24 protein-coding genes and 1 tRNA gene are annotated in these 25,263 nt (G+C 43.9%); 17 read left to right on the top strand and 8 right to left on the bottom strand.

Going from position 1 to position 25,263, the window contains the following annotated elements:
• Positions 1 to 192: 192 nt before the first annotated feature.
• From ABXT42_RS10265 to ABXT42_RS10245, 5 genes are all read right to left on the bottom strand, one after another.
• Positions 193 to 1,737 (bottom strand): glutamate synthase-related protein, encoded by a 1,545-nt coding sequence (locus ABXT42_RS10265; protein ID WP_443628046.1) that lies wholly within the window; start codon positions 1,735 to 1,737, stop codon positions 193 to 195.
• A 90-nt stretch (positions 1,738 to 1,827) separates the two neighbouring features.
• Positions 1,828 to 2,805: a glutathione S-transferase family protein gene (locus ABXT42_RS10260; protein ID WP_443628045.1), complete on the bottom strand. Its 978-nt coding sequence runs from the start codon at positions 2,803 to 2,805 to the stop codon at positions 1,828 to 1,830.
• 9 nt (positions 2,806 to 2,814) lie between these two features.
• Entirely contained in the window at positions 2,815 to 3,678 is an 864-nt protein-coding gene (locus ABXT42_RS10255) for a pirin family protein (protein WP_443628044.1), read from the bottom strand.
• Positions 3,679 to 3,706: 28 nt separating this feature from the next.
• Positions 3,707 to 4,102 (bottom strand): DoxX family protein, encoded by a 396-nt coding sequence (locus ABXT42_RS10250; protein ID WP_443628043.1) that lies wholly within the window; start codon positions 4,100 to 4,102, stop codon positions 3,707 to 3,709.
• 252 nt (positions 4,103 to 4,354) lie between these two features.
• On the bottom strand, positions 4,355 to 4,501 hold the full coding sequence (locus ABXT42_RS10245; RefSeq protein ID WP_443628042.1) for a hypothetical protein: 147 nt from the start codon (positions 4,499 to 4,501) through the stop codon (positions 4,355 to 4,357).
• A 165-nt stretch (positions 4,502 to 4,666) separates the two neighbouring features.
• Between ABXT42_RS10245 and ABXT42_RS10240 the strand changes: the two genes are divergently transcribed.
• The 4 genes from ABXT42_RS10240 to ABXT42_RS10225 all read left to right on the top strand — a co-directional run bounded on the left by ABXT42_RS10240 (position 4,667) and on the right by ABXT42_RS10225 (position 9,702).
• A complete protein-coding gene (locus ABXT42_RS10240; protein WP_443628041.1) occupies positions 4,667 to 5,572 on the top strand; it encodes a LysR family transcriptional regulator in 906 nt (301 codons plus the stop codon).
• Between the two features lie 576 nt (positions 5,573 to 6,148).
• Positions 6,149 to 7,573: a hypothetical protein gene (locus tag ABXT42_RS10235; protein ID WP_443628040.1), complete on the top strand. Its 1,425-nt coding sequence runs from the start codon at positions 6,149 to 6,151 to the stop codon at positions 7,571 to 7,573.
• Complete coding sequence (locus tag ABXT42_RS10230; protein ID WP_443628039.1) at positions 7,545 to 8,279, top strand: hypothetical protein; 735 nt, start codon at positions 7,545 to 7,547, stop codon at positions 8,277 to 8,279. Before ABXT42_RS10235 ends, ABXT42_RS10230 begins: the two co-directional genes overlap by 29 nt.
• Entirely contained in the window at positions 8,269 to 9,702 is a 1,434-nt protein-coding gene (locus tag ABXT42_RS10225) for a hypothetical protein (RefSeq protein ID WP_443628038.1), read from the top strand. Before ABXT42_RS10230 ends, ABXT42_RS10225 begins: the two co-directional genes overlap by 11 nt.
• A gap of 791 nt (positions 9,703 to 10,493) precedes the next feature.
• Here ABXT42_RS10225 and ABXT42_RS10220 read toward each other — a convergent pair.
• Both ABXT42_RS10220 and ABXT42_RS10215 read right to left on the bottom strand, forming a co-directional pair.
• A complete protein-coding gene (locus ABXT42_RS10220; RefSeq protein ID WP_443628037.1) occupies positions 10,494 to 11,576 on the bottom strand; it encodes a site-specific integrase in 1,083 nt (360 codons plus the stop codon).
• 151 nt (positions 11,577 to 11,727) lie between these two features.
• Positions 11,728 to 11,812: transfer RNA gene (locus tag ABXT42_RS10215), tRNA-Leu, on the bottom strand.
• 241 nt (positions 11,813 to 12,053) lie between these two features.
• Between ABXT42_RS10215 and queA the strand changes: the two genes are divergently transcribed.
• From queA to secF, 5 genes are all read left to right on the top strand, one after another.
• Positions 12,054 to 13,100 (top strand): tRNA preQ1(34) S-adenosylmethionine ribosyltransferase-isomerase QueA, encoded by a 1,047-nt coding sequence (gene queA, locus ABXT42_RS10210; protein WP_443628036.1) that lies wholly within the window; start codon positions 12,054 to 12,056, stop codon positions 13,098 to 13,100.
• Positions 13,101 to 13,114: 14 nt separating this feature from the next.
• A complete protein-coding gene (tgt, locus tag ABXT42_RS10205) occupies positions 13,115 to 14,224 on the top strand; it encodes a tRNA guanosine(34) transglycosylase Tgt (RefSeq protein ID WP_443629478.1) in 1,110 nt (369 codons plus the stop codon).
• 35 nt (positions 14,225 to 14,259) lie between these two features.
• On the top strand, positions 14,260 to 14,589 hold the full coding sequence (gene yajC / locus ABXT42_RS10200; RefSeq protein WP_443628035.1) for a preprotein translocase subunit YajC: 330 nt from the start codon (positions 14,260 to 14,262) through the stop codon (positions 14,587 to 14,589).
• 86 nt (positions 14,590 to 14,675) lie between these two features.
• Complete coding sequence (gene secD / locus ABXT42_RS10195) at positions 14,676 to 16,556, top strand: protein translocase subunit SecD (RefSeq protein WP_443628034.1); 1,881 nt, start codon at positions 14,676 to 14,678, stop codon at positions 16,554 to 16,556.
• Positions 16,553 to 17,521, top strand: a complete 969-nt coding sequence (secF, locus tag ABXT42_RS10190) for a protein translocase subunit SecF (protein WP_443628033.1) — start codon at positions 16,553 to 16,555, stop codon at positions 17,519 to 17,521. The genes secD and secF overlap by 4 nt, the downstream gene beginning before the upstream one ends.
• Positions 17,522 to 17,597: 76 nt before the next feature.
• Here the strand turns inward: secF and ABXT42_RS10185 are convergent, their stop codons facing one another.
• Positions 17,598 to 18,386: an inositol monophosphatase family protein gene (locus ABXT42_RS10185; protein WP_443628032.1), complete on the bottom strand. Its 789-nt coding sequence runs from the start codon at positions 18,384 to 18,386 to the stop codon at positions 17,598 to 17,600.
• Positions 18,387 to 18,571: 185 nt separating this feature from the next.
• On the opposite strand from ABXT42_RS10185, the gene trmJ reads away from it, so the two are divergent.
• The 8 genes from trmJ (at position 18,572) to hscA (ending at position 25,253) form a co-directional block, all read left to right on the top strand.
• Positions 18,572 to 19,327 carry a tRNA (cytosine(32)/uridine(32)-2'-O)-methyltransferase TrmJ gene (trmJ, locus tag ABXT42_RS10180; protein WP_443628031.1) on the top strand — a complete coding sequence of 252 codons (756 nt, stop codon included), beginning with the start codon at positions 18,572 to 18,574 and terminating at the stop codon, positions 19,325 to 19,327.
• 55 nt (positions 19,328 to 19,382) lie between these two features.
• The gene (cysE, locus tag ABXT42_RS10175; protein WP_443628030.1) at positions 19,383 to 20,150 is read left to right on the top strand and encodes a serine O-acetyltransferase; all 768 of its coding nucleotides are present in this window, start codon (positions 19,383 to 19,385) and stop codon (positions 20,148 to 20,150) included.
• A gap of 91 nt (positions 20,151 to 20,241) precedes the next feature.
• A complete protein-coding gene (gene iscR, locus ABXT42_RS10170) occupies positions 20,242 to 20,715 on the top strand; it encodes a Fe-S cluster assembly transcriptional regulator IscR (protein WP_443628029.1) in 474 nt (157 codons plus the stop codon).
• Between the two features lie 58 nt (positions 20,716 to 20,773).
• The gene (locus ABXT42_RS10165; protein WP_443628028.1) at positions 20,774 to 21,988 is read left to right on the top strand and encodes an IscS subfamily cysteine desulfurase; all 1,215 of its coding nucleotides are present in this window, start codon (positions 20,774 to 20,776) and stop codon (positions 21,986 to 21,988) included.
• Between the two features lie 78 nt (positions 21,989 to 22,066).
• Positions 22,067 to 22,444 (top strand): Fe-S cluster assembly scaffold IscU, encoded by a 378-nt coding sequence (gene iscU, locus ABXT42_RS10160; protein ID WP_443628027.1) that lies wholly within the window; start codon positions 22,067 to 22,069, stop codon positions 22,442 to 22,444.
• Between the two features lie 39 nt (positions 22,445 to 22,483).
• Positions 22,484 to 22,807 (top strand): iron-sulfur cluster assembly protein IscA, encoded by a 324-nt coding sequence (gene iscA, locus ABXT42_RS10155; protein ID WP_443628026.1) that lies wholly within the window; start codon positions 22,484 to 22,486, stop codon positions 22,805 to 22,807.
• A 23-nt stretch (positions 22,808 to 22,830) separates the two neighbouring features.
• Positions 22,831 to 23,358 carry a Fe-S protein assembly co-chaperone HscB gene (hscB, locus tag ABXT42_RS10150; protein ID WP_443628025.1) on the top strand — a complete coding sequence of 176 codons (528 nt, stop codon included), beginning with the start codon at positions 22,831 to 22,833 and terminating at the stop codon, positions 23,356 to 23,358.
• A gap of 11 nt (positions 23,359 to 23,369) precedes the next feature.
• Positions 23,370 to 25,253: a Fe-S protein assembly chaperone HscA gene (gene hscA / locus ABXT42_RS10145; RefSeq protein WP_443628024.1), complete on the top strand. Its 1,884-nt coding sequence runs from the start codon at positions 23,370 to 23,372 to the stop codon at positions 25,251 to 25,253.
• The last annotated feature ends 10 nt before the right edge of the window (positions 25,254 to 25,263 follow it).

Below are 25,263 nucleotides of genomic sequence, written 5' to 3'. Positions count from 1 at the left end.
ATAGCAAACTGATTAAATACATAAAGCGCACACATAACCTAGACATGACTTACACATGACTTAAACATAGCACTAGCCAATAAAACACCCCATCAACCCACAGTAAGTAAGTGATCGCTTACCCTACAGGGCCATTAAAAAAACACAAATCATCCAAAAACCCCCTTCCATGTTGCACTTGGGGTGAGTAGTTTAACCGGATGGCGGCATCATTCCTGAGTAGTTTATGCCACTCAATAACGCCATATCACGATGCCATGTTGCTAAATCCTCTTGGGTAAATTTTCTTAAGGCATCATGCCCGCAGGCGCGAGCCATCACCTGCATTAAAAGGGTTGAAGATTCAAAAAAGTTCTTCAGTTGAACAGAAGATTTTTCTACATTTAATCGCTGCCGTAAATCTGCTTTTTGAGTAGCAATGCCAGCGGGGCAATTATTAGTATTACAAATTCTTGCAGCCACACATCCGATCGACTGCATCGCACTATTAGAGATCGCCACACCATCTGCTCCTAAAGCCATGGCCTTAACAAAATCCATCGGGACTCGCAAACCACCGGTAATGATCAAGGTGACTTCGCCACTTGCGCCCTGCTCATTTAAATACTTGCGGGCCCTCGCCAATGCGGGAATCGTAGGCACACTAATATGATCCCTAAACATCTCAGGTGCGGCCCCTGTGCCACCGCCACGCCCATCAAGAATAATGTAGTCAGCGCTGGCATCCAGAGCAAATTGAATGTCTTTTTCAATGTGGTTAGCACTGAGTTTAAAGCCAATGGGAATACCACCCGTAATAGAGCGTACCCGATCAGCAAATTTTCTGAAGTCTTTAGGCGAATGTAAATCTTTAAAAGTGGGTGGCGAGATAGCCGCCTCACCCGCTGCAATACCCCGCACTTGGGCAATTTTACCAATATTTTTATTACCAGGAAGATGGCCTCCAGTACCCGTTTTTGCGCCTTGGCCACCTTTAAAATGAAAGGCCTGAACGTTTTTTAACTGGGCTTCATCATACCCAAATTGGGCACTAGCAAGTTCATAAAAATAGCGCGAGTTGGCTTGTTGCTCTGCAGGCAACATGCCCCCTTCACCAGAACAAATGCCCGTACCAGCTAACTCAGCACCTATTGATAAAGACAACTTCGCTTCTTCTGATAATGCACCAAAACTCATATCTGAGACAAATAATGGGATCTTTAAGATGAGTGGCTTTTTAGCCCTTGGCCCAATCACTAGTTCACTGCTAACTGCCACATCTTCAAACAAAGGTTTACGTGCCATCTGTGCTGTCATAATCTGAATATCATCCCAGTGAGGCAACTCGTGACGGGGCACCCCCATAGATGTCATAGGGCCGTGGTGGCCCATCTTAGATAAACCGTCCCTCGCTAGTTGGTGGATAAACTCCACAGTAGGCTCTTCTTTTGTGGCACTAACAAGGGGGATTTTAGAGGCGTCAACTCCCAAACCAGGGCCTTCTTTACCTATTGAACTTTCGTTAAATTGTTTATGACTGCCATCGCAAAATGGTAAATTTGAAGAATGTTTGCACTGACACAAATACGCATCGCCTGCCTCCTCTGCTACTAACTGCTGCGGTTTAAAGTCAGTACCGACATGGGAGCCATCACAAAAGGGTTGCTGACTTGATCGACCACAAGTACAAAAGGCATAGGCCTCTCCTTTGGCAAGGGTGACTTTAACGGGTTTATTATTAGCGACTACAGGTTTCATTTATTATTTCTCTATCTGGCTCATGTGCATGAGGTGCAAAAAAAAGACTGCTAAAGCAATCTTTAAAGGGGTTTTAACACCAATCTTCGACTAAATCGACGCCCGATCGTGTGGTTGCATAAAATCAATCACCGGACCTAAAGGTATAATCAAGGTGGGGTTAATGGTTTCGTGGCTGCCATAGTAATGCGTTTTACAGTGCTCCACATGCACCGTCTGAGCGACACCTGGCACTTGATATAAGTCCTTTAAATAACCCCACAAATGTGGGTAATCTACAATGCGACGCAGGTTGCATTTAAAATGTCCCACATAAACAGCATCAAAGCGCACCAAGGTGGTAAATAGACGCCAGTCTGCTTCAGTAATGGTGTTGCCGGTTAAATAGCGTTGCTTGGCTAACCGAGATTCGAGGGTATCTAGGCCATTAAACACATCGGTGACCGCATCGTTATAGGAGGCTTGGGTGGTAGCAAATCCAGCTCGGTAAACCCCATTATTGATGTTGGGGTAGATAAAGTCATTCAATTCGTCAATTTCTGTGAGCAACTCAGGAGGACAGAAGTCTCCAGCAATTGCACCCACGTCATCAAAGGCTGAATTAAACATACGGATGATCTCAGGTGACTCATTACTGACAATAGTATGAGTGTGTTTGTCCCATATGACAGGAACCGTCACCCGACCTGTATAATCTGGCATCGCCGCGGTATAAACTTGATGCATTCTAGTGGCTTGGTTGACTGGATCTTCAATGACCCCGTCCCCGGGTTCAAAGGTCCACCCTTCATCACCCATAAAGGCATTTACCGCTGACATCGAAATCATTTGATCTAAACCTTTTAACTGCCGATAGATCAGGGTGCGGTGGGCCCAAGGGCAAGCTAGGGATACATACAAGTGGTAACGGTTAGGCTCTGCTTTAAAGCCCCCAGTGCCCGAAGGCCCAGCACTGCCGTCTGCGGTAATCCAATTACGAAAACTGGGGGCTTTGCGTTCAAAACGTCCGCCTGTAGCTTTGGTGTCATACCAATCGCTATGCCACTCTCCATTAACAAGTAATCCCATTATTAACTCCTAAAACCTATTGTTTCTAAAATCATCATAAGCCTGCATTACTTCAGCTTTTGTATTCATGACAAATGGCCCACCTCGGGCCACACTTTCGTTAATCGGTGTCGCCGCCACTAATAACACACGGGCCCCTTGGGGGGCTGCGACCATGCTGACATGGTCCCCATCTTCTAGAATGCCTAGCTGTTTAGTAGGCAAAAGACTGGCCTTACCTCCCACTAACACATGGCCTTCAATCACATAGATAAAGGCCGTATCACCTGATTTAATTTGTTGATTAAACTCACTACCTGGTGCCAAAGTAATGTCCATAAAGGTGGGAGTGATGTCATGACGTTGCACTGGCCCAATACTTCCCAAATCGGTAATGCCAGCCACAACCCTCACTTGGCTGCCATCTTCACGCTTTTCGACAGTCACGTCCTGAGCTATAAATTCTTGATATTTTGGCTCACACATTTTGTCTTTGCTGGGTAAGTTCACCCACAATTGAAAGCCTGCCAGCAGGCCACTGTCCTGCTCTGGCATTTCTGAATGCATAATGCCTTTGCCAGCTGTCATCCATTGCACACCATGGGCTTCGATCACTCCTTCATTGCCAATACTATCTTTATGACGCATGCGCCCAGCGAGCATATAAGTGACTGTTTCAAAGCCTCGATGGGGGTGATTTGGAAATCCACCAATATAATCCAGTGGTTGATCACTACCAAAGGCATCGAGCAAGAGGAATGGATCCAGCATGTTTAACTGCGGGGTACCAATAATACGAGTCATTTTAACCCCGTCCCCATCTGAGGCTGGCATGCCTGGAGTGCTAAGTTGCAGTTCTCTTGATGCTACGTGGGTACGATTGAATGCAGTCATTAAGGGTCTCTCTCTGGCTCAAATTTAATTATGCTGGAGCAGATTTGACACGATTGTCTAAGGCGTATGCACCTGGCCCATGGGCAACTAACAATAAAAATCCTCCAGCAATGGTGACATTTTTCATAAACGAGATCATTTCTGACTGGTTACTAAAATCATTGTGGAAAATTACCGCCGACACTACGCAAAAGCCTGCTAAAGCAACACTAACAATTTTCGTTTGCCAGCCAAGGATGATAGCCAACCCTCCCAATGCCTCAAGAGCAATGGCGAGAGGCAGTAGCGCACCTGGCACCCCCATGGCTTCCATATAGCCCTGAGTGCCAGCATAATTGCCAATTTTGCTCAGGCCAGACATTAAAAACATCATGGCAAGCAATAAGCGCCCTGTGGGGGCGGCGAAAGTATTTAAGGTATTCATAGTAGTGCTCCATTTTAAAAATTTTTCGTGACTTATTAAGTCCATTGGCTATGTCTGACGTAACCATTTTTTACAGACCGTTTTGAGGTGATCAACCTCATTGATGTTTGACTCAATAAAGAAAAACACCCACTCATTGTTCGTACAAAGAGAATAGAATTGATGGGATACCACAAGCTAGTTATCTTCGCTGTTTGACTGACAATTTTTAAAGCTTGTTTTAACTATTTAGATGGCAATCCCAAATTTTATTTACTTTGAATTTTCGAATGTTGCTTCTTTTTCTTTGTCAGTTTTGGCTTCATATTCCTCAGGTGTTAGGGCATGCCAACCAATACAATCTCCAGTGGGTGATCTGCCGCATCCACATGTACCATTTTCATTTCTTACATTAGTCATAATTTGTCCTTGTTCTCTTATTAAAAAGCATTATGTTAAAGGGAAGCGTTAGCAAGAACTGTGAGGGATTACAATTAGTTCTAGCTGACAGCGGTAATATATCGTTTGACTAAGCGCAGAAAAACATAAAGAATACGGAAACATTGTTCCTCAAAAGAGAACTATATGGGCCAACTAGAAGACATGCAGGTGTTTGTGAGGATTGTTGAAGCGGGTAGTATCACCAAAGCGGCAGGCCAACTTAACCTGGCTAAATCTGCCGTTAGTAAGCGCCTTAATGACTTAGAAAATAGATTGGGCTCTAAACTCATCAACCGCACTACGCGCACCTCTAGCCTCACTGAAGCTGGCCACCAATATTACCAGCGGGTTCAACTACTATTAGGCGAAGTAGATTTGTTGAATGGTGATATAGCGCGTGAAAACAAAGTGTTGGCCGGATCGCTAAAGCTGGCTGTGCCCTTGTCTTTTGGCATTGCACACCTCACGCCTGCCATTGATGAGTTCATGCGACAGCACCCAGAGTTAACCCTTGAGATAGACTATTCTGACCATAAAGTCGACCTCATAGAGGGTGGTTACGATTTGGCATTTCGTATTGGCTCCCTACCCGACTCCAGTCTAAAAGCGCGTCAAATCACACCCATTAGGCATGCCATCTTCGCCAGCCCCGATTACCTTGAGCGCCAAGGCACACCCACCACTCCAGCACAACTAAAAACTCATAAAATACTTAAGCGCACAGGTTGGCCATTAGCAGGCATGCCGCTGTGGGACAGTGCTGGACAGAAACATTTAGTGAATGGAGAATCTAACTTCAGCGCCAACAACGGCAATGCCATGATGCAATTGGCCCTTTCAGGACACGGCATTATTATGTTGCCAACCTTTTTTGTGTGGGAAGCTTTGAAAAAGGGTGATCTGGTACCCATACTAGAGAACTACACACTGTCCACTATGCACGCTTATGCAATCTATCCAGCCACACACTACTTACCACTCAAGGTGAGAAGCTTGATTGATTTTTTAATTGAACGCTTTGGAGAAGCCCCATATTGGGATCGTATATAACCCAGATACAGTGTAGTTGGTCGGTTGGTCGGTTGGTCGGTTGGTGGATTAGTGGGTGTTATGAAAAATCGGTTTAAAAAAATATATGGCCCATCAGAATCTATAGGTTTATCAATAGGTTAGGTCATTAAAAATTAACCCCTCCCTCAGGACCTATTGAGCTCCCTGAGGCCCATATCTAGTCTGTCGGTTATGCCATACATTACGCTTAAACAGCTTCTGCACTGCTCAATAGAGCCTGCTGAAGGTGTTGACGACTAGTGAGCCTTGCCGTGAGTGATGTCATGCAGTTATCACAGAAGTTGGGTGGTGTGAGGAGCTATGGGTATTGGGAGATTATTAATACAAACCAAGAAGATGTAGACCACAGGTATGCACCAATTTAATCCTCTTGACCATGAGGAGAGTCATTGATATCGTTGTATCTGCATGTATATGGGCGCTTCTGAGACATCCCTTAGGACTCGAAGTAGGGCACTGGTACCACATTGATCTTGGTGCGGTCGGTAACCTATTGATATACATGCAGAAGTTCTATCTGCTAACTATCATGAGAACCACTGGGTTATCTGCGTAATGTATAAAACATCTCTTGCTTTAATCGGTACATTTTTTAGTCTTCTAACACTATCTCATGCCACAGCAAATGCTTGGGATGGTAAATATAATGCTGCTTTTGAATTTAGAATGAGTGCACAAACAGTATGCCCAAAGCGCTTGCCTATAGATATTGAGCTGGTTGTAAAAAATGGCATAGCTAAAGGGTATATATTTAACAATGGCGGTGGGAATACCCACGATTTTTGCAAGTTATATCATAATGGGGTCATTACCGGGACAGTTAAATCAGATGGTAAAGTTTTATTGGAAGTTAAGCAGAATAACTCTCACTCACGCCAATATTCTTCATTTAAGATAAGTGGCAACATTGAGGGAAGGAACTGGATTTATAGTCGTAGTAAGCAGTACCATCCAACACACACTTTTGAATTCACGCGTGTCACTGAGAAAGAACAAATTTCTCAACAAGTTGCAGCCGTAATTGAGATAGCTGATATTGCCGCCCCAGCAAAGTTAACTAGTGCATCTACTACTGCTAATCCTGTAGAGACAGAATCTACAACTTACATTGAATCAAATAGTTCCAATGAGAATGCTAGCTCAGTCAAACAAACCAAACGTCCAGACAGTTCAGACTCAATGGAAATGCAAGTAAAGGCGTCTGTAGTAGCCAGTGTAGGTGAAGCTCGCTTAAAGATAGATGAAGTAGAGTCACGAATCACAATGCTTGTGGCTATCTTGGAATATACCTCTAACGCATCACCTACCAGAAGGGAAAAAATAACCTCTACTATTGGATCTGAAATAGAGAAACTGAGAAAAGAAAAAGCGTATATGCAGACTTTTTATAGCAAACGTTTTTCTACGCCTATTCGCCCTAATAATGCGAACCTAAAAGTTTCTGCCTTTAGAGCAGCTGAGACATTCCCTAAAATCCCATACTACGTTCCAGGAACTGATGAAGTAGGTGAAATGCTAGTTATGCCGCAAGTTTCCGATGTAGGCGCCTTATACTATTCATTTGAATTTATGGATCCCTCCTCTAGTTATTCTAAAGTCAGAGATACAATTAAAGTTTCGCATGAAAGTATAGATTTTCTAATATCTGGATTAGCTAAAATTGATAGTTGGACTGACGTTGCTCAGGATAATAATGTAAATAGACGAGTTGAAAAAACTGCTTCATGTATTCCCGTTAATGCTTGTGACGATAAGAAAGCAGGGGTTTCATCCACTGAAGTAATGTTTCAAATATATGAAGACGGCTCAACTGCTGGACGCATACAGCGGAATAAGGGGCTATATGTGGTTGGATACAACATGTCGGTCGAGTCTAGTATTCTTTTAGAGGCTTACCTTCGATATATGAAAGAAATAGGGTCAAAAGAATTTAACGTTGGGGTAATGACAAATGAAGAGATTCTTGACCTATTTGAATAATGGGCTATTTTTGTGTTTTGGGTTGCTTGCTTTTGATTCATCCGCTCTCACGTTCAAAACAGACGGATCTGTGGTTCAGGCTAGTGGCAAAGTAACACAGATAAGTTACGCTAAAAGGTTCGGCACCGCTTTATCTGGGGAAAATGTTCAGTGGCAGTTTTCAAAAGAAATAAACACTCCAGATGGATACTTTGGTGGAGACTTATTTATTATTGGCACACCACTCTTGAGACTTTCTAAGATACCAGAAGGATCTGATTATATTGCTGAGCTTGCAAAACAGAACGGGTTTCCTAGTGAGGAATCTGTACAGAAGTACGTTGTTGCAGCTGCAAATTCTGATTTTTTGGAAGAATTAGACTTGAGCCAAGATGATGCTATTGCATACGTGGGGAATATAAGTGACGAACAAGTTGCACAAATGGACAGTGCCCTTGGTAATATGTTCTCAGAGATGAAAAGTTCCGTTGTGGAAGCTATGCAAGAAAAGATACAAAGTGCGGTTGATGAAAAAATTAACGAATCTGTTGGTGAAAAAATCAACGAAGCTGTTGATGAAAAAATTAACGAAGCTGTTGATGAAGCTTTACGTGATTGGTGGCAAGACTATCATGACGAAATGATTGCAGGTGGCTGGACTTATGAGGGTGAACATGACGGCGCGCACGGTTATAGTTGTAATGGAGACCATTGTAGTGGACTTTAATCGCTTAACAAAGTCTTGTTTATTATTGACTTTATCTTTATACATTTCCCAATCTGCTCAAGCAGGTAATATCATATTAATAAAAAACCCTTCTTTTTCTTGTGATGCTCAAATTTCTTTATATTTGGATGACGTTTTCAACGAAACAGATAATGGTGGGTATTACATTGACTTACAAGACATTGGTACCATTAAATCAGTTATTAAGCATAATAGCTCTTTATACGACCACTACTATAAAATAGCCTCTCAGGGCAAAACTGCAACGATTACGATAAGTGATGGTAAAGGTCAGTTTATTATTTTTGATCGTGATTTGCCTTGCCTAGCAGCATTATCAATAGCTGATAATTCAGCACTGGCAGTTGTTAGTGAAAGCCAGCAGATGGTCCAAACACAAATCGACCAAGTTTCAGAAGCCGCTGATCTGCAAAAAGATAATGACGATATAAGCCCACTTGCCTTTTTTAGTACAGCTATACCAGCACCACAAGAAGTCCTTCCAAAAACATCTAATAAGCCCTTAGCAGAGACAGAATCTACAACTTACATTGAATCAAATAGTTCCAATGAGAATGCTAGCTCAGTCAAACAAACCAAACGTCCAGACAGTTCAGACTCAATGGAAATGCAAGTAAAGGCGTCTGTAGTAGCCAGTGTAGGTGAAGCTCGCTTAAAGATAGATGAAGTAGAGTCACGAATCACAATGCTTGTGGCTATCTTGGAATATACCTCTAACGCATCACCTACCAGAAGGGAAAAAATAACCTCTACTATTGGATCTGAAATAGAGAAACTGAGAAAAGAAAAAGCGTATATGCAGACTTTTTATAGCAAACGTTTTTCTACGCCTATTCGCCCTAATAATGCGAACCTAAAAGTTTCTGCCTTTAGAGCAGCTGAGACATTCCCTAAAATCCCATACTACGTTCCAGGAACTGATGAAGTAGGTGAAATGCTAGTTATGCCGCAAGTTTCCGATGTAGGCGCCTTATACTATTCATTTGAATTTATGGATCCCTCCTCTAGTTATTCTAAAGTCAGAGATACAATTAAAGTTTCGCATGAAAGTATAGATTTTCTAATATCTGGATTAGCTAAAATTGATAGTTGGACTGACGTTGCTCAGGATAATAATGTAAATAGACGAGTTGAAAAAACTGCTTCATGTATTCCCGTTAATGCTTGTGACGATAAGAAAGCAGGGGTTTCATCCACTGAAGTAATGTTTCAAATATATGAAGACGGCTCAACTGCTGGACGCATACAGCGGAATAAGGGGCTATATGTGGTTGGATACAACATGTCGGTCGAGTCTAGTATTCTTTTAGAGGCTTACCTTCGATATATGAAAGAAATAGGGTCAAAAGAATTTAACGTTGGGGTAATGACAAATGAAGAGATTCTTGACCTATTTGAATAATGGGCTATTTTTGTGTTTTGGGTTGCTTGCTTTTGATATCGCAGATATATACAAGCCAGACTAAAACCTGGCTTTTATTTTATATTGTTTCTAATTTAGACAGATTGCTCGTGCTCCAACATATTCGCAAACTCTGTTTTGATACTCATTATATTGTTATCTTTAACTTTCAGGGCCAGAGAAAGCCTTCGAGTCTCCATAGTATGTACCTAAATAAGTCATTTGCAGTTAATGTGAAGAACTCAAATACCTTAATGTATTACCCCAATAACCAAGCACTCAATACCGCATACCTGTAACCCTACCTAAAGTGATACATGTTCAATGTGGTTTACACCTTTAAACACCTAATCTGTCGCACTGCACATAAACAATAACGTAGGTTACCCCTATGGCCCTGCACCACCCTTAAAGTGTGCCTGTGAAGACCTCAGGTGCCAATGAGCGTAAAATAATAAACCTTTTGAGCCAGTAGCATTAGTCATTTAAAGTGTCCCCCACAGGCTCTTTTAGAGGCCTTATATGGGATCCTTCAGTGCTATTTTTAGTGCAAAGCTGCTTGTGTTTTGCTGGTAAGCCAGACTGTTGTACATTTCTGTAATGTTGACTGAACTAAGGCGCATGAGTTACGGCAAAGAAGCTTAAGATTCATGCGGATTGGTGCCAGTACGTGGTAGTGAGTAATGTAATCATTTGCTGGGCACTGGTACCACATTGATCTTAGTGAGATCGGTAACCTATTAATATACATGCATAAGTTATACCTGCTAACTATCATGAGAACCACTGGGTTATCTGGATTGTGAAGTTGCCAACTCAAGCCATTTATTTAGCACAGCTATAGGATAACCATCCCCGTAGCTTTCGCCAATACTGCCAGCAGCCCACCCACCTATCTGATCTACAATGTCTTTGGCACACTCAATGGCCCTTAGGCGGTCACGCATTGAGTGTCTAAAAGAATGTATGACGCAACCCTTGGGAGCATGTGTTCTTAGCCACTTGTTGAGAGCTGCACTTGCTGAATTAGAGTTGGCCTTGCCTAGCTTTGTATATCGTGGGAAAAGGAACTCACTAGTTGAGTGTTTCACAGCTTGTGAAGCTGCCCACAGAGCTTCGCCAACAAGAGGTATGGTTCTTTCACTTGATGTGGTCTTGAGTCTTCGAGTTTCGTTTGGGCGAATGTGTACGCATGGTATTTCAGCATCTAATTCAATATCAGCCACCTTGAGTCCACATGCCTCTCCAAGCCTCATTCCTGTGTCGCTGATTAGGGATACCAGCCAGCGAAGATCATCGTCATGTCTGCGACATAGCTTTTGAATCTTTATTAATGAGTCCTCAGGGAAAGGTGTTCGCTTTTTAGCGTTAACTTCTTCAGGCATGTAGGTGCCAGCAAATGGATTCGTAGCTCGAAGCCCATGTTCTTTTAGCGTTAAGTTAACGATTGAGCGAACTGAGGAGAAGATACGTTTGACTGAGCTTACAGTTAGGCTTCTGGCGAGTAGTGCATCTCTGAAGCTTGCACCATCAGTAGTTGTGTACTCTCCAAGATCTTTGTTTCCGATGACATCAATTGCATACTCGATGTTTCGTTCAGCAATCCTTTGGAATATGGAGCTTTTGTCGTGACCTTTGAGCTTTAAGTAATTATCTCGCGCATCGAGTAAGTCGAAGCCACAACCATTAAAATCAACAGATAACTGTGGCTTTTTAGTTTGCTTAATAATGCTATTGGTTATTTCCTGCACTCTAATAGCGCTCCAGTGGTTTTCCAACTGAATGCTGACCTGTTGCGAACCTCTTAAGGCTGCTCGTTTAGAGTGAGTGCGAAGGCTGACTACAATACGTTTGGACTTATATTGTCCACGCATGTCCAATGGGACTCTGCGAGAGTAATAGTAGGTGTGTTTTCGGAGTACGATATAAGAGTATTCATGGTGCATAGCAGTGGTTCTCATGATAGTTAGCAGATAGAACTTCTGCATGTATATCAATAGGTTACCGACCGCACCAAGATCAATGTGGTACCAGTGCCCGGACTCGAACCGGGACGCCGCGAAGCAACGGATTTTGAATCCGTCGTGTATACCAATTTCACCACACTGGCACATTGAGGAGCGAATTATACAGAGTTCTTCTTTAGCGTCAACGAATGAGCAGCTATTTGTTGGGTTTTAACAAAATAACCAAGCGATGAGTGAGTTCTATGGAAGATAAACCCGAAAGGGGTTCTTTAAGGGCAAAAATAAGCGCCAAATACGCCTGTGCGGCGACAATCTATTTTGTTATTATGATGGCCCCAATTACTTAGGCCTTGGGATTCTCTTCAGAGTCCCCATTAAGATTCCATGCAAGTTTCAGAATTCAATTTCCACCTTCCTAACGAGCTCATCGCTCGCTATCCAACACCTGATCGTACGGCAAGTCGTTTGATGCAGCTTAATGGCGAGTCGGGCGTGCTTACTCACGGTGGTTTTACGGATTTACTAGATTTTCTTCAAGCAGGTGATTTGCTTGTATTAAATAATACCAAGGTGATCCCTGCGCGCTTATTTGGTGCTAAAGAATCGGGTGGTAAGATTGAGGTTTTGGTGGAACGGTTGTTGGGAGAACGTCACTTTTTAGCCCATGTGCGCTCAAGTAAGTCGCCTAAAGAAGGTGCTCGATTGTTATTGGAAGGTGAGGTGTGGGCCACTATGGTCGCGCGTCACGACAAGCTATTTGAACTTATGCTTGATGAAGGCGAGGCTGCATTGGATGTGTTGCAGCGTTTAGGCCATATGCCATTGCCGCCCTATATAGATCGCCCAGATGACACTGCAGATCGTGAGCGTTATCAAACTGTATTTGGTGAGCATCACGGTGCGGTAGCAGCACCCACTGCAGGCTTGCATTTTGATCAGCCACTATTAAATGCCATCGCTGCTAAGGGCGTTAATTTCGCTTATATTACGCTGCATGTTGGGGCAGGTACTTTTCAGCCAGTTAAAGTTGAGCGAATTGAAGACCACCATATGCATGGTGAGTTAGTGGAAGTTAGTGCTGCAGTTGTAGATGCGGTGAAAGCCACACGCGAAAGTGGTGGGCGAGTGGTTGCTGTAGGCACAACTTGCGTTAGATCATTAGAAAGTGCCAGTGTAGATGGCCAGATCAAGCCTTTTAATGGTGAGACACATATATTCATTTACCCAGGTTATAGTTTCAAAAGTGTTGACGCCTTGGTAACCAATTTTCACTTATCTGAATCTACCTTGCTAATGCTAGTGAGTGCGTTTGCGGGTAAGGACAATGTGATGAATGCTTATGCCCAAGCCATTGAGCGAAGCTATCGTTTTTTTAGTTATGGTGACGCAATGTTAGTGACACCAAATTCTTCTGCTTTGGAGCGGACATGAGTCGTAGTTGTTTTATGAAATTTGAGCGGTTGTCCCAAAGTGGTCAAGCGCGTCGTGGCAGATTGACCTTTCCTCGTGGTTCTGTGGAAACGCCATGCTTTATGCCCGTGGGTACCTATGGCACGGTAAAAGGTATGTTGCCTAGAGATATCGAAGCTACAGGGGCGGAAATTATTCTAGGTAATACCTTTCATCTGATGCTAAGGCCAGGTACTGAAGTAATAAAGTTACATGGAGATTTGCACAATTTTGCTCAGTGGCAAAAACCGATCCTTACAGATTCAGGTGGGTTTCAAGTATTTAGCTTGGGCGCTGCAATTAACGAAGAAGGTGTTAAATTTCAGTCTCCAGTCAATGGCGATACGGTGTATATGACCCCCGAGTCCTCTATGCAAGTGCAGCAAGAATTAGGCTCAGATGTGGTGATGATTTTTGACGAGTGCACCCCTTACCCAGCTACAGAAGAAGAAGCTGCTACGTCAATGCGCCGTTCAATGCGCTGGGCTAGGCGGAGTAAAGACGCACACGGGCAAAGCCCATCGGCGCTATTTGGCATAGTGCAAGGTGGTATGTATGAGCATTTAAGAGACGAGTCTTTGAAGGGGCTTGCTGACATGGACTTTGATGGTTTTGCTATTGGTGGTTTATCTGTGGGCGAGCCCAAGGATGATATGCTGCGAGTGCTTGCCCATACGGCGCCTAAATTGCCAGCTGATAAGCCTCGTTACTTGATGGGTGTGGGCAAGCCAGAAGACTTGGTTGAAGGTGTAAGGCGTGGTGTAGATATGTTTGATTGCGTTATGCCTACCCGCAATGCACGCAATGGACATCTATTTATTACCGACGGTGTGGTTAAAATTCGTAACGCTGTGCACAAAACAGATACTAGCCCGCTAGATAAAGAATGTGATTGCTATACCTGTAGTAACTTTTCTCGGGCCTATTTATATCATTTAGACAAGTGTCGTGAAATGTTAGGTGCTCAGCTAAATACTATTCACAATCTACATTACTATCAAAGGCTAATGGCAGGATTGCGTGCGGCACTGGAAGCGGGTACATTGGACGACTTTGTCGATGATTTTTATAGCAAGCGTGGTTTAGCCACTCCTGCTTTGAATTAATAATTTTTTTTTTAGTTAATACTATTGGAGTTAATATGAGTTTTTTTATTGAACCTGCCATGGCCGAAGGCGCAGCTGCGCCAGGTGGTGATACCAGTTCTCTTGTGATTATGATGGTGATTTTTGCTGCTGTATTTTATTTCATGATTTGGCGCCCACAAGCCAAGCGTACCAAAGACCACAAAAACCTAATGGGTGGTTTGTCTAAGGGTGATGAAGTAGTAACTAACGGCGGTATGATCGGTAAGATCGCTAAAGTAAGTGACGACTTTGTGACGATCACCTTAGCTGATGGCGTAGACTCACATTTTCAAAAAGCCGCAGTGGCTTCTGTGTTGCCAAAAGGCACCATTAAGTCTATCTAACTTAGTAATGTAAAAGCCTTGGTGTGTTTGGTTGTGTTTGACCTATGGTAAGGCTTTTTTTATGACTCGTTTTTCAAGGAAAGCCTGTGTTAAATCGTTATCCCTTATGGAAAAGCCTCCTCATTATTGTAGGCTTGGCTCTTGGTGGTCTTTATGCGCTGCCAAACTTATATCCAGATGATCTGGCTATACAAATATCTGGAGCAAGAAGTGCCACAGTCATTGATGAGCAGGTGCTTGATCAAGCAACGCAAGCTTTAGAGCAGGCAGGCTTAAGTGCCACGGGAATAGAGCTGACGGCTAAAAACGTACTCGTACGCGTGGCAGATTCTGAGTCTCAATTACGTGCTAAAGCAATATTAAGCGATGCCTTGGGAAATAACTACCTTACTGCATTAAACCTAGCCCCTACCACACCAGATTGGTTAACCAATGTAGGTGCAGGGCCTATGAAACTAGGTTTAGACTTACGTGGTGGCGTTCACTTTTTACTTGAAGTGGATATGGTGCAGGCAGTTGCTCAGCGCTTAGATGTGTATGTTAGTGAAATAAAAAGCACTTTGCGCACTGAAAAACTACGTTATCGTTCAGTGTCTCACGAAGACGATGGCAGCTTGCGAATAAAGTTTGTAGAGGCTCAAGTGCGAGATCAAGCGCGCTCTCAGCTTAAATCGGATTACAGTGAGTTTTTGATGAGCTCCGAAGATGAAGGCGACTCATACTACCTTTTGGTTAGCCTTAATGAATCCACTGTTCGTGAAATCGAAAATTATGCAGTAAACCAAAACTTAACAACCTTACGCAACCGTGTAAACGAATTAGGTGTGGCTGAGCCTTTAGTGCAGCGCCAAGGCCGCAACCGCATTGTTGTGCAACTTCCTGGTGTGCAAGATACAGCTGCAGCAAAGCGTGTGCTAGGTGCCACAGCTAATCTTGAGTTTCGTTTAGAAGCTAAGCCAGGCGCTGCTCGTGTTTCCACTGAAGAGTTTACTTTTAGGTCTAACCCTGAGCGTAAAGCAACCTTAGAAAAAGGCCTCATTATTAGTGGCACAAGTGTTTCTAACGCTCAGTCTAACTTTGACGAAACAGGTTCATCTCAGGTGAACATCGACCTTGATAGTCAGGGTGGAAAGTTAATGAATCGAGTCACACGAAACGCGGTTAAAAGGCGTATGGCTGTGGTTTTTGTAGAGCATAAATCACGCATTAAAATAGTAGAAGTGGATGGTCAGCTCGTAGATAAACGCCACTCCTACGTAGAAAAAAGCATTATTTCGTTGGCCACTATCCAAACAGCATTAGGTAATAGCTTTCGTATTACTGGGCTAGATGGTGCGGGGGAAGCCTCTGAGCTTGCTTTGTTATTGCGCGCTGGTTCATTGGCAGCTCCCATGTACTTTGTGGAAGAGCGTACCGTAGGGCCAAGCTTGGGTCAGGAAAACATAGATCTTGGTTTGACCTCAGTCCAAATTGGTTTAGCTTTTGTTGTATTGTTCATGATGGCTTTTTATGGCGTCTTTGGTGTGATCGCAAACGTAGCGCTGGCCTTTAACTTGCTGTTAGTAGCAGCTGTCATGTCTTTGTTAGGCTTTACCTTATCACTGCCTGGTATTGCAGGTGTGGTGCTTACAGTAGGTATGGCGGTAGATGCCAATGTGCTCATTTTCTCTCGTATTAAAGAAGAGTTAAAAGCCGGTATGCCTGCACAGTCAGCTATTCATGCTGGTTATGAAAGGGCGTTCAGCACTATTTTTGATGCCAACATTACCACCTTGTTAGTGGCAGTTATTTTGTATGCCGTAGGTACTGGCCCAGTTAAAGGTTTCGCAGTTACCTTGTCTATAGGCATAGTGACCTCGATGTTTACTGCCATTATGGTGAGTCGTGCAATGGTTAATGCTGTGTATGGTGGCAAAAAAATCACGGATATTAAAATATGGCCTTTGTTTATGGGAGCAGGTAAATGAGCGACATGAAGATTATTAACTTTATGGCCCTTAGAAAAATGGCAGGCGCTTTATCTATTGTCCTTGTTTTATCTGCCATCGTTTCATTGGCGGTCAATCAACTTCAGTTTGGTTTGGACTTTACTGGAGGCACGCTAATTGAAGTGGGCTACGAACAGCCTCCTAGTTTGGTAGATGTGCGTGTTCAGCTTGAAACTGCTGGTTTTGATGGCGCAGTAGTGCAAAATTTTGGCTCTGAAAAAGATGTTTTAGTGCGTCTTAGCCAAACCTTTAACGACAAGGTAGGTGAGCAGGTGCTTGCTGCTTTGCAGTCTGCTTCAAGCACGCCTATTGAGCTTAGGCGTTCTGAGTACGTTGGTGGCCAAGTGGGCGAAGAGCTTACTGAGCAAGGTGGTTTAGGTATGCTGCTAGCTTTGGCCATTGTGATGATTTATGTGGCCCTGCGTTTTCAGATCAAATTTTCTGTAGGTGCAGTGGTGGCTTTGATTCATGACGTACTGATCGTATTGGGTATCTTCTCAATATTTAAGCTAGATTTTGACCTGACTGTGTTGGCCGCCATTTTAGCGGTGATTGGTTATTCATTGAATGACACGATTGTAGTGTCTGACAGAATCAGAGAAAACTTTCGCAAGTTGCGCAAGGCCACTTCTGTAGAAGTTATTAACGAGTCATTAACGCAAACGCTAGGTCGAACCTTAGTGACTTCTATCACTACTTTGTTGGTGTTGATGGCATTGCTAGTGTTTGGTGGCGAATTAATACACGGCTTTGCGCTAGCCTTAACTATCGGTGTTTTGGTAGGAACCTACTCATCTATTTATGTGGCAGCAAACGTATTGTTGATGCTTGGTATTAGCCACGAAGACCTGATTATTCCGCCTAAAGAGGAAGTCATCGAAGGGGAAGGGTTTGAAGAAGGTGAGGGTTTTGAGCAGGATGAAGAAGACCTGGAACGCCCTTAAGCTACCATTTAACTCTTACTGTTGCGCAGCTTAGCTGTTGCAGCAGTAAGGGTTAAGGTCTGAATTAAGGGTTATACTAAGCGCTATGCACCGTTTTAAGCATGAGCTTAAGCAATTTAGTATTAGCGCAAACTAGCTCTCCTTTATTCATTGGTGAGCCTCCATTAAAGTCAGCGGCCAAAGCGCCAGCTTCCAAAATCAACAATAAACCTGCGTCAGCAGTCTCATCTAAACTGGTGTGCCATAAGGCATCTAAGCGCCCCGCAGCAGTATAAGCAAGTGCCATATTGACACTCAGTTGAGCATAATTGGTAGCGCCTTGGCTAAACAGGTTGCGAGAGATTGCTTGGCCACGATCAAAATCTGTTAGATCTTCACGGTTTTTGTTACCGCCGCCAAATATTTGAGCGCCATTAAGGGTTGCACGTTTGCTTGCGCGTATGCGGCGGCCATTAAGCTGCGCTCCACGTCCTTTGCTGGCACAAAATTCTTCACCACTAGATGGGCAAATGATGATTGAATGAGCCAATTTTCCTTCTTCGTAGCAGACCATGGTCAAAGTGAACATAGGTAGACTATGGGCATATTGATCAAGGCCGTCGATAGCACTGATGTGCCAAATTTTGCTTGGTGGTTCAGCAGGCGGATTCATCTCTCCTGCAACAGCACCAATAATCCCTTGTTCTGGGTGAGCTTTATGTATTTCGTAGGCAATTGTGCGTTCTGCACCTTCAAACTGCTTAAGCAGGTGGGCTTCCAGCTCCTGGCCTTCTTCGTGAATAACATCAAGCCGTTCCATTGACCTGATGAGTTGTTCGCTAGCGATACGCGCGGCACGCAGGCCAATATTAATTAGCGGAAGCATGAGAGAATTACCTTAAAGTTTATAAAGAACGGGACGCAAATGCGTCGAAGGCGCGAAGTATAGCAAAAAAGTCAGAAAAAAACCCAGTTACAGCTGTAGATTTGCGTTCTAACCACGACAAAATTATTGAATATCGCTATTATTGCGTCTTCTAAATTCATTCACTCTTTAGGTTAGCAGCTTTCATGCAAAATTTAATGGCCAACGCCCGCATTGTCTTGGTAAATACGTCACACCCTGGCAATATTGGCGGCGCAGCCCGGGCCATGAAAAACATGGGTATTCATAATTTAGTCTTGGTGGAGCCACGAGATTTTCCTAGTGGTAAAGCGGATGCACGTTCCGCTGGAGCTCAAGATGTATTGGAAGATGCACTAGTGGTTGACACCTTAGCTGAAGCTATCCAAGGGTGTGCATTAGTGGTGGGCACTAGTGCTCGCAGTCGAAATATCCCATGGCCTTTATTAGACCCTAGAGAAACAGCTGCCCAAGCTTTGGCTGAGTTGCCCAAGCATCAGGTCGCCTTTGTGTTCGGGCGTGAAGATCGGGGCCTTACAAATGAAGAGCTTCATCTTTGTAATTTTCACGTGCATATTCCTTCACATGAAGAGTTTAGCTCACTAAATTTAGCGGCAGCAGTGCAGGTGATCACCTATGAATTACGCATGGCTCTATTGGCAGCTAACGAAGGCGATACACCTAAGCCTATTTGGGGCACTCAGTGGGATGAAGAGCTGGCCACTAATGACCAAATGGAAAAGCTATTTGAGCATATGGCGCAGACTTTAATAGAGGTTGAATTTTTAGACCCAGAAAGTCCGCGTCAACTAATGGCCAGGTTGAGGCGCCTGTATGTGCGAGCCCGTATGGACCGCATTGAACATAATATTATGCGAGGCATCTTAACTGCTATACAGCGCACGTTGAAAAAGCTGCGTTAATCGCCATATATTGTATATTGATAAAGCTTTGCCACACTAATTCAGGATTAAGCTCATGTTTAGACATCTCAAAGAAGATATCGCTTCCGTTTTTCACCGTGATCCGGCGGCTCGAAATTTTGTAGAAGTTCTCACCTGCTACCCTGGCTTGCACGCTTTGTTAATGCATCGTATCGCTCATAGTTTTTGGAACCTTGGCTTAAAGTGGCTTGCGCGATTTTTGTCCACTATTACGCGATGGTTAACGGGAATTGAAATCCATCCAGGGGCTCAAATAGGCAATCGCTTTTTTATTGACCATGGCATGGGTGTAGTGATCGGTGAAACTGCAATTATTGGAGATGATGTTACTTTGTATCATGGCGTCACTTTAGGTGGCACAACATGGGACAAAGGCAAGCGTCATCCTACGTTGCAAGATGGTGTGGTAGTTGGTGCTGGAGCAAAAATATTAGGTCCGTTTGAGGTGGGTAAAAATGCTCGTGTAGGCTCTAATGCGGTGGTCACTAAGCCTGTGCCAGCCAACGCCACTGTTGTGGGCATTCCTGGTCGTATTATCGAACAGCCAAGTGAGGCGCAGCAAAAGCTGCGTAAAGATATGGCAGATAAATTTGATGCCTACGGAATGAGCTCGGATTTGCCAGATCCTGTGGCTAAATCTTTATCAGCCATACTGGATCATATGCACGCAGTGGATAGGAAATTACATTGTATGGCGGCTAAAATGAAAGAGTTAGACGCCAGTTTTGTAGACGAAAATTTACCAGAGTTGAATGTTACAGACTTTGAGTCTGCGGTGGATCCATGTGCCTCTGAAAGCTAGTAAAGCTAGCTTTTAATGGTCTCAGTTAATACTTGACTAATTTAGTCAGGTTTTAGTAAAATGGTACTAAGTAGAAAGCAAAGGTTCTCAGATGAAGCTCACCACTAAAGGCCGTTATGCAGTGACAGCGATGTTAGATCTTGCTATTCATGCATCAGATAAGCCTATAAGTTTGGCTGACATATCAGAGCGTCAAGTCATCTCGTTATCGTATTTAGAGCAGCTGTTCGCTAAGTTGCGCCGCAAAGGTTTGGTGCAAAGTGTAAGAGGTCCGGGTGGCGGCTATTGTCTTAGCCGAGACGCTGACGTTATTTTTGTGGCACAAGTAATTGATGCGGTTAACGAAGCGGTTGATGCCACCGGCTGTAGAGGTACAGAAAATTGTCAGGCTGGAAATAAGTGTTTGACGCACCATTTGTGGACCGACTTGAGTAACCAGATACACTTATTTTTAAGTGGTATTAGTCTGGCAGATTTGGTGAGTCAGGGGCAAATGGAAGCCAGCCCAAGGCTTCTTTCTGAACAAGCTAATACTGCCGAATTTCTAAATTTTGTAAATGAGTGATTGCCACTCATCTGTTTTACGATTGATTAACAGCTGTTTCTAACAGCGGAGAATATACATGAAATTGCCTATTTTTTTGGACTACTCAGCAACGACACCGGTAGATCCAAGGGTTGCTAAGCTGATGTGTGATTGTTTGACCCAAGAGGGTAACTTTGGTAATCCAGCCTCACGTTCTCATATATATGGATGGCAGGCAGAAGAAGCTGTAGAAAATGCTCGTCGCCAGGTTGCTGATTTAATTAAAGCTGATCCTCGAGAAATTGTTTGGACTTCTGGTGCTACAGAATCAAATAACCTTGCCATTAAGGGCGTGGCTCACTTCTACCATAAAAAAGGTAAGCATATAATTACTTCAAAAATCGAGCATAAGGCGGTCTTAGATACTTGTCGTCAGCTTGAGCGTGAAGGTTTTGAAGTCACTTATTTAGACCCAACAACAGATGGTTTGATAAGTGCGCAACAGGTTGCAGATGCCTTACGCGAAGACACAATTTTAGTTTCATTGATGCATGTAAACAATGAAATTGGCGTAATTACAGATATTGCGGCTATTGCAGAAGTCACTCGTGCAAATAAAGTATTGTTCCATGTTGATGCAGCTCAAAGCACTGGCAAAATAGAAATTGATCTCACTGCAGCAAAAGTTGACCTAATGTCTTTTTCTGCCCATAAAACCTATGGGCCCAAGGGTGTTGGTGCTTTGTATGTGAGTCGCAAGCCACGAGTTCGCTTAGAAGCTCAGATTCATGGTGGCGGCCACGAACGTGGTATGCGTTCTGGCACCCTAGCTACTCATCAAATTGTTGGAATGGGTGCTGCATTTGCTATTGCGCAAGAAGAAATGGAGACAGACAATGCTCGCATTAAACGTTTAAGTCAGCGTTTGTGGGATGGTGTTAAGGACATGGAAGAAGTATACATGAACGGCCATCCAACACAGCGAGTGCCTGGTAATGCAAACATAAGCTTTAACTTCGTAGAGGGTGAATCTCTGCTCATGTCGTTACGTGAGCTAGCCGTCTCTTCTGGCTCTGCATGTACTTCTGCTAGTTTAGAGCCATCTTATGTCTTGCGCGCTTTGGGCATGAATGATGAATTGGCTCATAGCTCTATTCGTTTTAGTATCGGACGCTTCACTACAGAAGAAGACATTGATCAAGCCATTGAGTTATCTCTTAATGCGGTCAATAAGTTGCGCGCATTGTCACCTTTATGGGATATGTTCAAAGACGGTATTGATTTAGACACGGTGCAGTGGGCTGCGCACTAAATCAGTAGCAGTTAACGCATTTAACATAGCAGTGGTCTACCACTGCTAGTACATACAATAGATTGAGAGGATAAGCACATGGCATATAGCGAACAGGTTCTTGACCATTATGAAAATCCACGTAACGTGGGAAAGATGGACGAAAAAGATGCACACGTAGGCACGGGTATGGTTGGAGCGCCTGCATGTGGTGACGTAATGCGCCTGCAGATTAAAGTGAATGACGAAGGTGTCATTGAAGATGCTAAGTTTAAAACTTATGGATGTGGCTCTGCTATAGCGTCAAGTTCATTAGTTACTGAATGGATGAAGGGCATGACGTTGGACCAAGCTGGAGAAATTCGTAATTCGAATATCTCTGAAGAGTTGGCTTTGCCACCAGTAAAAATTCATTGTTCTGTACTTGCTGAAGATGCGATTAAAGCTGCAATTCACGATTACAAGAGCAAACAGTAACGCCTGGGCGTTATTAAGTCTCCATAAGAGGAAGCCATCATGGCGATTACCATTACACAGGCAGCCGCCGACCACGTCACTAATTATTTAGTGAATCGTGGCGAAGGGCAGGGCGTGCGTTTGGGTGTCCGTACCACGGGTTGCTCAGGCATGGCTTACATTCTAGAGTTTGTCGACAAAATTTCTGCAGATGACGCCATTTTTGACAGCAAAGGCGTGAAAGTGGTGATTGACCCAAAAAGTTTGTTGTATTTAGACGGTACTGAGCTGGATTATGCTAAAGAAGGTCTTAATGAAGGTTTTCAATTCAACAACCCCAACTCTAAAAGTGAGTGTGGTTGTGGTGAAAGTTTTAACGTTTAGACAGTCTTTGGTGCTTTAGAACAATGAATATTACTCAAGATTACTTCTCTTGTTATGGCTTGCCTTGTAGCTTTATTGTAGATGTTGTGGCGTTACGAAAGCTGCATCATAGCTTGCAGCATCAGCATCATCCAGACCGTTGTGTATCTGCGCCTGACAGTAAGCAAAGAAGAGCAGTGCAGATCACTACTTATTTAAATCAAGCCTATGCAACCTTGAGTGAGCCGCTAAAGCGCGGTATATATCTTCTGCAGCTTGAGGGTATGGATCCGTTAGCCCCCACCAATACCCAAATGCCTATGGATTTTTTGCTGCAACAAATTGAGTTGCGAGAGTCCTTAGATGATATACATTTAGCACAAGACCCAGAATCGAAAATTGACTCCATGTCAGCTTTGCTCACGCATCAGGCGAGTCAGTTAGAAAGTGAGTTTGCACAAGCTTATCAAGCATCAGATTTATCAGTTGCAGAAACAGCAGTACGTAAGCTCCAATTTATCGTTAAGTTACAGCAGCAATTAGACGCCCTTGAAGGCGTGTTGCTCGATTAAGGAATTCATAGATGGCCTTGTTGCAAATTGCAGAGCCTGGCCAAAGCGCCAAACCTCATCAGCGCAAACTCGCTGTTGGCATAGATCTGGGCACCACTCATTCATTAGTGGCTAGTGTTCGTAGTGGCCAAGCAGAAACCTTGCCCAATAGCCTAGGAGAGCACTTACTGCCTTCTGTGGTGCGCTACTTAGCTGACGATGCGCCTCAGGTTGGTACTAAAGCCCAAGCTCATTTAGTGAATGATGCTGCTAATACGGTGATGTCTGTTAAGCGGTTAATGGGCCGTGGTATTGAAGATGTGAAGCGTTTTGGCGAAAACATGCCCTACCTCTTTGAGGCATGTGATCAGGGTATGCCTTTCATTTCTACTGTGTCTGGCCTAAAAAGCCCAGTGCAAGTATCTGCTGATATTTTGCGAGCATTAGTGCAGCGTGCGCAGAGTAGTTTGGGTGGTGAGTTGGTTGGAGCTGTCATTACAGTACCTGCTTATTTTGATGATGCTCAGCGCCAAGCCACCAAAGATGCTGCCCAATTGGCTGGAATTCAGGTGTTGCGCTTACTCAATGAGCCTACAGCTGCTGCAGTAGCTTATGGTCTGGAACACAATCAACAAGACCAAGGCACTGTAGCTGTGTTTGATCTGGGTGGTGGCACGTTTGATATTTCCATACTGCGTATGGAGCAGGGTGTATTTGAAGTGTTGGCAACTGGCGGCGATTCGGCACTAGGTGGAGATGACTTTGACCAAGCGCTCGCTGAATGGATGCGCCAAGAGCGTCAGATTCCATCTCAGCTAGATTTAGCTCAGCAGCGTTTTTTACTGCGCTTGGCTCGCACTGCAAAAGAGCTTTTGAGTGAAGTGGAAACGGCTCAGTTATGTTTTGAAGGTTGGCCAGGTGAGCAGGTTTATGCTGAGCTTGTGCTGACTCGTGAGCAAATGAATGCGCTGCTTAATCCTATTGTAGATAAAGCTATAAGAGCGACTAAACGCGCTTTACGTGATGCTAAAGTTGCTCTTGGTGATGTTTCTAGAGTAGTTATGGTGGGCGGTTCAACACGCAGTTTACTTGTGCAGGAACGAGTATCTGATCTTTTTGGTCAGCCTTTACTCAATGATATTGACCCAGATAGAGTTGTCGCTTTAGGCGCTGCTCGACAAGCGGATGTGTTGGCAGGTAATCAAAGTGGCGATGAGCTTTTGTTGCTTGATGTTCTGCCTTTATCGCTTGGCTTGGAAACGATGGGCGGCCTAGTTGAGCGAGTTATTGACCGTAATACGCCTATTCCTGTGGCTCGCGCTCAAGAGTTTACCACCTATCAAGATGGTCAAACTGCCATGGCTATTCATGTTTTGCAAGGGGAGCGCGAACTAGTACAAGATTGTCGATCGCTATCTCGTTTTGAGTTACGTGGTATTCCGGCAATGGCTGCTGGCGCTGCTAAGGTTCGAGTGACCTTTCAGGTGGATGCGGATGGGTTGCTAGAAGTTAGTGCTAGAGAATTAACCTCTGGAGTTGCTGCATCAGTGCAGGTTAAGCCGTCCTTCGGTTTGTCTGATGTGCAGATTGCAGACATGATTAAAGCAAGCTGGAGCAACGTAGAAGATGATCGTAGTGCCCGTAGTCTGCGCGAGCAGCAGGTTGAGGCAGATCGACTGGTTGAAGCTGTTGCTATTGCTCTTGCAGAAGATGGTGAGCGCTTACTGACAAGCAAAGAGCTGCAAACTATAGAAGAGCAAATGGCGCAACTGGTATTGGTTCGTAATGGCCAAGATCATCATGTCATTGCTAAACAAATTGAAATCATGGCTAAGGCCAGTGATACCTATGCAGCAATGCGTATGGATGACAGTATTAAACGTGCCCTTGCGGGTAAAGCTGTAGATCAGCTGTAACGCAGCTGGC

This window comes from Candidatus Njordibacter sp. Uisw_002, from assembly GCF_047730155.1.
Taxonomy (GTDB): domain Bacteria; phylum Pseudomonadota; class Gammaproteobacteria; order Pseudomonadales; family Balneatricaceae; genus Njordibacter.
Note: the sequence above shows the minus strand (reverse complement) of the source record. Positions and strands in the feature narration are given on the sequence as shown.

Bases quoted from the DNA above. Each gene is read 5' to 3' on its own strand.
- ABXT42_RS10265 (WP_443628046.1), bottom strand. From the start codon at position 1,737: ATGAAACCTGTAGTCGCTAATAATAAACCCGTTAAAGTCACCCTTGCC.
- ABXT42_RS10260 (WP_443628045.1), bottom strand. From the start codon at position 2,805: ATGGGATTACTTGTTAATGGAGAGTGGCATAGCGATTGGTATGACACC.
- ABXT42_RS10255 (WP_443628044.1), bottom strand. From the start codon at position 3,678: ATGACTGCATTCAATCGTACCCACGTAGCATCAAGAGAACTGCAACTT.
- ABXT42_RS10250 (WP_443628043.1), bottom strand. From the start codon at position 4,102: ATGAATACCTTAAATACTTTCGCCGCCCCCACAGGGCGCTTATTGCTT.
- ABXT42_RS10245 (WP_443628042.1), bottom strand. From the start codon at position 4,501: ATGACTAATGTAAGAAATGAAAATGGTACATGTGGATGCGGCAGATCA.
- ABXT42_RS10240 (WP_443628041.1), top strand. From the start codon at position 4,667: ATGGGCCAACTAGAAGACATGCAGGTGTTTGTGAGGATTGTTGAAGCG.
- ABXT42_RS10235 (WP_443628040.1), top strand. From the start codon at position 6,149: ATGTATAAAACATCTCTTGCTTTAATCGGTACATTTTTTAGTCTTCTA.
- ABXT42_RS10230 (WP_443628039.1), top strand. From the start codon at position 7,545: ATGAAGAGATTCTTGACCTATTTGAATAATGGGCTATTTTTGTGTTTT.
- ABXT42_RS10220 (WP_443628037.1), bottom strand. From the start codon at position 11,576: ATGCGTGGACAATATAAGTCCAAACGTATTGTAGTCAGCCTTCGCACT.
- queA (WP_443628036.1), top strand. From the start codon at position 12,054: ATGCAAGTTTCAGAATTCAATTTCCACCTTCCTAACGAGCTCATCGCT.
- tgt (WP_443629478.1), top strand. From the start codon at position 13,115: ATGAAATTTGAGCGGTTGTCCCAAAGTGGTCAAGCGCGTCGTGGCAGA.
- yajC (WP_443628035.1), top strand. From the start codon at position 14,260: ATGAGTTTTTTTATTGAACCTGCCATGGCCGAAGGCGCAGCTGCGCCA.
- secF (WP_443628033.1), top strand. From the start codon at position 16,553: ATGAGCGACATGAAGATTATTAACTTTATGGCCCTTAGAAAAATGGCA.
- ABXT42_RS10185 (WP_443628032.1), bottom strand. From the start codon at position 18,386: ATGCTTCCGCTAATTAATATTGGCCTGCGTGCCGCGCGTATCGCTAGC.
- trmJ (WP_443628031.1), top strand. From the start codon at position 18,572: ATGCAAAATTTAATGGCCAACGCCCGCATTGTCTTGGTAAATACGTCA.
- cysE (WP_443628030.1), top strand. From the start codon at position 19,383: ATGTTTAGACATCTCAAAGAAGATATCGCTTCCGTTTTTCACCGTGAT.
- iscR (WP_443628029.1), top strand. From the start codon at position 20,242: ATGAAGCTCACCACTAAAGGCCGTTATGCAGTGACAGCGATGTTAGAT.
- ABXT42_RS10165 (WP_443628028.1), top strand. From the start codon at position 20,774: ATGAAATTGCCTATTTTTTTGGACTACTCAGCAACGACACCGGTAGAT.
- iscU (WP_443628027.1), top strand. From the start codon at position 22,067: ATGGCATATAGCGAACAGGTTCTTGACCATTATGAAAATCCACGTAAC.
- iscA (WP_443628026.1), top strand. From the start codon at position 22,484: ATGGCGATTACCATTACACAGGCAGCCGCCGACCACGTCACTAATTAT.
- hscB (WP_443628025.1), top strand. From the start codon at position 22,831: ATGAATATTACTCAAGATTACTTCTCTTGTTATGGCTTGCCTTGTAGC.
- hscA (WP_443628024.1), top strand. From the start codon at position 23,370: ATGGCCTTGTTGCAAATTGCAGAGCCTGGCCAAAGCGCCAAACCTCAT.